Origin of the sequence: Saliniramus sp. (genome assembly GCF_035311605.1) — a bacterium.
GTDB lineage: Bacteria > Pseudomonadota > Alphaproteobacteria > Rhizobiales > Beijerinckiaceae > Saliniramus.
The window spans coordinates 1-7,591 of record NZ_DATGCW010000301.1; the positions used below are offsets into that span (position 1 = coordinate 1).

Here is a 7,591-nt window from a genome sequence, read left to right on the forward strand (position 1 = left end):
GACGTGCCGCTGATCGTGCCGGAAGTGAATGCCGATGCGGCGGCGGGTTTCTCGAAAAAGAATATCATCGCCAATCCGAACTGCTCCACCGCACAGCTCGTCGTGGCGCTTAAGCCGCTGCATGATCATGCGGGTATCAGGCGCGTTGTGGTCTCGACCTACCAATCCGTCTCCGGCGCCGGCAAGGCGGGCGAGGACGAGCTCGACCGGCAGACGCGTGCGGTCTATTCGCTGCAGGATGCTGTCACCGAGAAATTCCAGAAGCGCATCGCCTTCAACCTCATTCCGCAAATCGATGTCTTCATGGAGGACGGCTACACCAAGGAAGAGTGGAAGATGCTGGCGGAGACGAAGAAGATCCTCGATCCGAAGATCAGGCTCACCGCCACCTGCGTGCGCGTGCCCGTTTTCGTCTCGCATTCCGAGGCGGTGAACGTGGAATTCGAAAGGCCGATCAGCGCCGACGAAGCGCGCGAAATCCTGCGCGCGGCGCCGGGCATCATGGTCGTCGACAAGCGCGAGGATGGCGGCTACGTCACGCCCGTCGACGCGACCGGCGAGGACGCGACCTATATTTCACGCATCCGCGAGGATGCGACAGTGGAGAACGGCATCGCCTTCTGGTGCGTCTCGGATAATCTGCGCAAGGGCGCGGCGCTGAATGCGGTGCAGATCGCCGAGGTGCTGGTCAATCGCAAGCTGATCAGCCCGAAGGCGCGTTGAGGCGACGCGACTCGCTATACCTCAGTGAAAGCAGGAAAGGCCGGGTGTGACCCGGCCTTTTTCAGTTCAGAAAACCCTTGTCTTCTTGATTCGTCCGGCGCGGCGGGTTCTCTTGCCGTTCACCGGGACCTTTCGCCGGCGGCGCCCCGCCGGAATGCTTGCCGGGATCAGTCGTCGGCGGTCTCTTCTTCACCGTCCAGTGCGGCTTCGTCCTCGGAAGCCTCCGGCAGCGGGGCGGGGTTGTCGGAGAGCGAGCGCAGATAGGCCAGCACGTTGGCGCGGGTATCGACGTTGCTCAGCCCGGCATAGGACATCGAGGTGCCCGACACGTAGTTGCGCGGATTCTCGATGAAGGCGTCGAGCGATTCGAAGCTCCAGACATCGCCCTCAGCGCCGCGCTCCTGAAGTGCAGACGAGTACCCGAAATCCTTGTCCGCCATCGGCGCCATGACGACATTCCAAAGGTTCGGGCCGACGCGGTGGTCACCACCGGGATCGACGGAATGGCAGGATGCGCAGGCGCGGAACGCCCCTTCGCCGCGCTCTACCGAGGCATTCGCGAGGCGTACCGGCAGCGGATCGACCTCGACGACCTCGGCGACGGTCTCCTCGTCCTCGACCGGCTCGGGAAGGACCAGCTCGCCCAGCTCTGCGGGACGCGGCGAGAAGAGCATCCCGGCGATGACGCTGATACCGACGACGAAGAGAAGTGCGCCGAAGACGGCGCCCATGATCTTGTTGAGCTCGAACGAGTTCATGCGACAGCTCCGATCCGCCAGCTGCGGATATTGACGTGACGATTCCTTGCGCGGCGCGAACACGCCACGGTGCGGCGGTTGCTTAGCGCCTTTTGGGGCCGCTTGACAATCAAAAACGGCGTCTGCGGTGACGGGTTTCATCGTCGCATCCCGCTCCACGCCGCCGGATGGCGTGCCCGGAACGGTGCGTGCGGATTGATCTTCGTCATTTCCATGAAGGGGGTGACGCGCCATCATGGAGAGATGATCACACGGGAAAATCACGTGGCGACCGGGGCGGATGCGGGCGAAGCTGCGACGCCGGTATTTCGCACTCAGGGGCTGACCAAGGTCTATCAGAGCGGAGAGGTTGCGGTACACGCGCTGCGCGGCGTGGATTTCGAGGCAGTTTCCGGAGAGTTCGTGGTGATGCTCGGCCCGTCCGGCTCCGGCAAGTCCACCTTCCTCAACATCATAGGCGGTCTCGATTCGGCCACAGAGGGCTCGGTCCGGTTCGGTGATAGGGATCTCGCGCGTATGAGCGAGCGCGAGCGCACTTCCTATCGGCGCGACCATGTCGGCTTCGTCTTCCAGTTCTATAATCTGGTGCCGAGCCTGACCGCGCGGGAGAATGTGGCGCTCGTCACCGAGATCGCGCGCGCACCGATGCCCCCCGAGGAAGCGCTCGCCATGGTCGGCCTCTCGCAGCGCATGGACCACTTTCCCGCGCAGCTCTCGGGCGGAGAGCAACAGCGTGTCGCGATCGCGCGTGCCATTGCCAAGAATCCCGAAGTGCTTCTGTGCGACGAGCCGACGGGTGCGCTGGATTCGCAAACCGGGGTCGTTGTTCTCGAAGCATTGATGCAGGCGAACGAGCGGCTCGGCGCCACCACGTTGGTGATCACACACAATGTTGCAATCCGGGAGATCGCAGACCGTGTGGTGAATTTCGCCGATGGACGGATCGTCGGCGACCACCGCAATACCAGGCGCAAGCGTCCCGCAGAGGTTCACTGGTGATGCCTGTTTCCCGGCGCACGGCCTTGAAACAAAACCTGGACTTGCGCGCGAATGGATGTGTCTTGCAAATCTTCGCCACGTCTCGTTTCGCATGATCTGAATTTCATGGCGTAGACGTGGCAATTTACGCGAATATGGGCGTCGGGCCGGTTGCGCCTCAAGAGTTTTCGGTTTATTCCGCAAAGTGTTGGTGAACGGTTTCGGGCATTGGCTCTCTGCAATTGACATCAGCACGCTGTACGTTTTGATGCGCGTGCGGCCCGGCTCAGGTCGTGGCGGTTACGTCATTCATCGAAGATCCCTCGTGCGATTTGGGTAACGGACGACTTCTGCGATGAGCGTACGATGAACGACCGGGGAGGGGCCGACATCCGGTTAGGGTTGCGGCGAATTGAAAGCGAAGCGATGAGTGATAAAGAAAAGATTGCCCTGTTTATCGATGGTGCGAACCTGTATGCGACGACGCGTACACTGGGTTTCGACATTGATTATAAGATGTTGCTGAAAGAATTCCAGGGGCGTGGCAACCTGCTCCGGGCTTTCTATTACACTGCGATCGTTGAAGATCAGGAATACTCTTCGATCCGCCCGCTGATCGACTGGCTCGATTACAACGGCTACCGTGTCGTCACCAAGCCCACGAAGGAGTTCGTCGATTCCTCCGGGCGGCGCAAGGTGAAGGGTAACATGGATATCGAGCTCACCATCGATGCGCTGGAACTCGCCCCCTATATCGACCATGTAGTGCTCTTTTCCGGCGACGGCGATTTTCGCTCGCTGGTTGAAGCGCTGCAGCGCCGCGGCGTGCGCGTGACCGTCGTTTCGACGATCTCGACCCAGCCTTCGATGGTTGCCGACGAATTGCGACGTCAGGCGGACGAATTCCTCGACATCGCCTCGCTGGAGAAGCGGATCGGACGCGACATTTCTGATCGCGGGGGCGCTCGCGCGCCGGATGCGCAGCCACGTGGCAATGTCGCACTGGAGCGCCGTTACGGCATCCGGCAGTCGCCGCCGACCGACGAAGGCACCGACGAAACCTGATCCGTGCGGGAAACCGGCGCGGGGCGTTCTCGCGCGCTCCGGCCCCCGGCTCAGCCCTTCTCGCGCAGGATGCGCGCCTTGTCGCGCTCCCAGCTGCGTTTCTTCTCGGTCTCGCGCTTGTCGTGCAACTTCTTGCCGCGCCCGAGTCCGAGCTCGACCTTGGCGCGACCCTGATCGTTGAAATAGATCCGCAGCGGCACGACCGTGTAGCCCTCGCGCTGCGTCGCGCCGATGAGCTTGTCGATCTCGCGGCGATGCAGCAGCAATTTGCGCGGGCGCTTGGGCTCGTGGTTGAAACGATTGGCCTGCAGATATTCCGGGATGTAGGCGTTGAACAGATAAAGCTCTTCGCGCATCGGCCCGGCATAGGCTTCGCCGATGGTTGCCTTGCCGGTGCGCAGGCTCTTCACCTCCGTTCCCGACAAGGCAATGCCCGCCTCGTAGCTATCCTTGATTTCGTAATTGAAGCGCGCCTTTCGGTTATCCGCGACGACGCGGTGCGCGCTCTTGTTTGCTTTTGCCATGATCCACTCAGGCCAGGGGAATGTCCGCGATGCCGAGCGCCTCGCGCACGACCGCCTTCGTCGAATCCGAGGCCGGAAGCAGGGGCAGGCGCACCGTCTCCTGCATGCGGCCCTGGGCCGCCAGCGCATATTTCACCGGTGAAGGGCTTGTCTCCAGGAACAGTGCCGTGTGCAGCGGCATCAGTTTGTCCTGAAACGAAAGGGCCCTCGCGTAATCACCGGCGAGACAGGCGGCCTGGAACTGCGCGCAAAGACCCGGCGCGGCATTCGCGGTGACCGAGATGCAGCCATGGCCGCCATGCGCCATGAAGCCGAGCGCCGTGGCGTCCTCGCCCGAGAGCTGCAGGAAATCGGGCCCCATCATCTGCCGCTGCAGGCTCACCCGGCTCATGTTGGCGGTGGCATCCTTGACGCCAATGATATTCTTCACCTCGAACAGTCGCGCCATGGTCTCGACCGACATGTCGATCACCGAGCGCGGCGGGATGTTGTAGATGATCAGTGGCAGGGCGATCGCCCCGGCCACCGCCTTGAAATGCGCCTCCATGCCGGCTTGCGTCGGCTTGTTGTAATAGGGCGTCACAACGAGGACCGCATCGGCACCCGCCTTTTCCGCGTGGATGGCAAAGTCCATCGCCTCCATTGTCGAATTCGAGCCGGCGCCGGCGATCACGGGCACGCGGCCCTTCGCCTCGTCGATCACGATTTCGACGACGCGCTTGTGTTCGTCATGGCTCAGGGTCGGGCTCTCGCCGGTCGTGCCAACGGGGACGAGGCCGTTCGAGCCTTCGGTGATCTGCCAGTCGACGAGTCGGCGCAGGGCGTCTTCATCGAGCCTGTCGCCGGCGAAGGGCGTGACAAGTGCCGTGATCGAGCCCGAGAAAGCGGGCGTTGCCGTGGATTGTGCGGGCATGGCGGCCTCCTGGACCGTTTCCTGTTGTTGTCATGTCGCATGTGCGGATGCGGATTGGCTTTCACATAACCCTTGGCGCGACGCGGCGCAAATACCATCATGCGCCATGATTCGGCTTTATCCGTGTTGCAGGAGCACGCAAGTGTATATTCCGGGCATGCGGTATCGGGAGAGGGAAGCGTGAACAGTCGAACGATCGCCACAGGGCACCACCACGCGGTCCGCGCCGTCATTGTCTGGATGGCGTGCGCCCTCTGGCAGCCGGCGCGGCTTCGCAGCCGGGTTCTCGCCCTGGCTGCGGCCCTCGTGTTTCTTGGTTGCCACGCCGTCGATTCCGCCGTTCGCGCGCAGCCGCTGCCCGCGCGGATCGCTGTCGACGAGATACCGGCCCTGTTTCCGGATCTCGATTTCGATATGGCTCGGGAGGCGCTGACGCATTACCGGTTCGGGCGTATCGCAGAAGGTGATGCGCTGCGTCCCGAGATCACCGGCGAGGCCGCTGATGCGTTGCTCGAATGGGCCGCGGTGCGCTCGTCGGGATTGCGCGATTTCGAACGGATCACCGCGTTCATGCGCAGCCAGCCGGACTGGTCGGGTCGAAGCCTGATGCGGCTGCGTGCCGAGCAGGCGCTCGTCGAGACCGGGCCCGGGCCGGATCGGGTGCTCAGTTTCTTCGCTGACGAGGAGCCGCGCACCGCTCGTGGTGCACTCCTGCTGACCCAGTCGCTCTGGGGCTCGGGGGCGCAAGAGGCTGCCGAGCATCTCGCACGGGGGTACTGGCGCGAGCGCGGCTTCGATGAGAATACCGAGGCGCAATTCCTGCTCTCATTCGCATCCGTCTTTACGCCGTCGGACCACCGTCTGCGCATGGAGAACCGCCTCTTCGCCCAGGACTGGGCGGCGGCGCGGCGGGCGGCCCGGTTTGCCGGTGAGGAATTCGAGGCGCTCGTCGATCTGCGTCAGGCGCTGATGCGTGACCCGGCGCGGATCGATGCTGCGATCGAAGCGGTACCGGGGCCGTTGCGCCATGATTCCTCTACGCTTTATGCGATGGTGCGCAAGGCGCGCCTGGATAATGACGTCCGTGAAGCCGGCCGGATCATCGCACGTGCGCCACGCGCCCTCTCCATCATCGGGGACGGGGATGCCTGGTGGGTCGAACGCCGCATCGTTGCGCGCAATTTGCTTGAGGAAGGCGCCTACGGGCTGGCCTACGAACTCGTCGCGGGCCATGCGGCGCAATCGCCGGCTGATTATCTCGATGCCGAATTCCATGCCGGCTGGATCGCTCTGCGCTTTCTCGATGATCCGCAAACCGCATTGACCCACTTTATCGCCGCCGCAGCGCCCGCCTCGACCCCGATCTCGCTGTCTCGGGTGGCATATTGGCAGGGCCGGGCCTATCGGGCATCGGGTGACCAGTCGGCAGCCCGCGCGGCGCTGGAAGAGGCCGCCGAGCATGCGACGGCCTTCTACGGTCAGCTGGCACGTCAGGAGCTGGATGGCGGGCCGATCACGTTGCGGCCCTTGCCCGAAATCGACGAGACCATCATCGCCGAGCGCGACGGGCGGCTGTTTACGCGCGCGATCGTGCTTCTGCACGCGCTGGATGCCGAAGATCTGGCCATTGCGCTATTGGGCGATCTCGGGCGTACGCTCGACGATGCCGCGTTGCTGCGTGCCTATGGCGATCTTGCCGAGGCGCTTGAAAATCCGCGCGCCCTGCTGGCTCTGGCCCGCTCGGCATTGCTGCGCGGATTGCCGCTCGAGAGGCAGGCTTATCCCGTCGGTGCCATTCCGGACTATCCGGAGATCGGCCCGGCGGTCGAGCCGGCACTGGTCCACGCCATCGCGCGTCAGGAGAGCGCATTCAATGCCGATGCCGTCTCCCCGGCCGGTGCGCGCGGTCTGATGCAGTTCATGCCGGCGACGGCGCGGCGTGTGGCGCAGCGTTACGGTGTGGATTTCGATGAAGACCGGCTTCTGGGCGATCCGGTTTATTCCGCCAAGCTCGGCGCCGCGCATCTGGGCGAATTGCTCGACGGCTGGGGCGGGTCGGCGGCGCTCGCCTTCGCGGCCTACAATGCCGGGCCCGGCCATGTGCGCCGCTGGATCGAGCGCTTCGGCGATCCGCGCCGCAGCGACCGGGATATCATCGACTGGGTGGAGCAGATTCCCTTCCCGGAGACGCGCAGCTATGTCCAGCGCGTCATGGAAAATCTCGTCGTCTACCGTTACCGCCTCGGTCAGGATCGCCCCCTCGCCATCGGAGACGATCTGCGCGGTGCCCGCCCGGCGCGGTGAGCGGCTCAGCCGCGCCGCCGCAGCCAGCCGGCCACTCGCCGGCGCAGGGCGCGCCGTTGCTGCTCCGCGCCGATGAGTGCTTTGCCGGTCCGGCCCGGTGCGATCACAAGATCCGCGATTTCGAGGCGCTCGTCATACAGATCCTGCAGCGGGGATGCTGCGAGCGTGCAGGAATCGAGACCGCGCAGCGCCGCCTCGGCATGCAGGGCCTGGACGATGGCATCCTCCAGCACGATGCCCGGCGCATGCCGGCGCAGGGCCTCATCATAGGCGGTCTTCCAGAGAAACGCCGCGCCGTCCTGCACAAGGCTCATCGAGATCGCGAT

At 63.9% G+C, this 7,591-nt stretch carries 8 protein-coding genes; 4 read left to right on the forward strand and 4 right to left on the reverse strand.

What is annotated here, in order from left to right; translation table 11 throughout:
• The coding region (locus VKP01_RS13245; RefSeq protein WP_324413035.1) for an aspartate-semialdehyde dehydrogenase at positions 1-723 on the forward strand (723 nt) is incomplete at its 5' end.
• 167 nt (positions 724-890) lie between these two features.
• Here the strand turns inward: VKP01_RS13245 and VKP01_RS13250 are convergent.
• Complete coding sequence (locus VKP01_RS13250; RefSeq protein ID WP_324413037.1) at positions 891-1,481, reverse strand: cytochrome c family protein; 591 nt, start codon at positions 1,479-1,481, stop codon at positions 891-893.
• A gap of 243 nt (positions 1,482-1,724) precedes the next feature.
• Here VKP01_RS13250 and VKP01_RS13255 point away from each other — a divergent pair, with 243 nt between their 5' ends.
• Together VKP01_RS13255 and VKP01_RS13260 are read left to right on the forward strand one after the other, a co-directional pair.
• Positions 1,725-2,480: an ABC transporter ATP-binding protein gene (locus VKP01_RS13255; RefSeq protein WP_324413039.1), complete on the forward strand. Its 756-nt coding sequence runs from the start codon at positions 1,725-1,727 to the stop codon at positions 2,478-2,480.
• A gap of 405 nt (positions 2,481-2,885) precedes the next feature.
• The gene (locus VKP01_RS13260; RefSeq protein ID WP_324413050.1) at positions 2,886-3,524 is read left to right on the forward strand and encodes an NYN domain-containing protein; all 639 of its coding nucleotides are present in this window, start codon (positions 2,886-2,888) and stop codon (positions 3,522-3,524) included.
• A gap of 50 nt (positions 3,525-3,574) precedes the next feature.
• Here the strand turns inward: VKP01_RS13260 and smpB are convergent, their stop codons facing one another.
• Both smpB and dapA read right to left on the reverse strand, forming a co-directional pair.
• The gene (gene smpB / locus VKP01_RS13265) at positions 3,575-4,048 is read right to left on the reverse strand and encodes an SsrA-binding protein SmpB (protein ID WP_324413041.1); all 474 of its coding nucleotides are present in this window, start codon (positions 4,046-4,048) and stop codon (positions 3,575-3,577) included.
• A 7-nt stretch (positions 4,049-4,055) separates the two neighbouring features.
• Positions 4,056-4,961: a 4-hydroxy-tetrahydrodipicolinate synthase gene (dapA, locus tag VKP01_RS13270; RefSeq protein WP_324413043.1), complete on the reverse strand. Its 906-nt coding sequence runs from the start codon at positions 4,959-4,961 to the stop codon at positions 4,056-4,058.
• A 180-nt stretch (positions 4,962-5,141) separates the two neighbouring features.
• Here dapA and VKP01_RS13275 point away from each other — a divergent pair, with 180 nt between their 5' ends.
• A complete protein-coding gene (locus VKP01_RS13275) occupies positions 5,142-7,265 on the forward strand; it encodes a lytic transglycosylase domain-containing protein (protein ID WP_324413046.1) in 2,124 nt (707 codons plus the stop codon).
• A 5-nt stretch (positions 7,266-7,270) separates the two neighbouring features.
• Here the strand turns inward: VKP01_RS13275 and VKP01_RS13280 are convergent.
• Positions 7,271-7,591: GNAT family N-acetyltransferase (locus VKP01_RS13280; protein WP_324413048.1), on the reverse strand; the 321-nt coding region annotated here is incomplete at its 5' end.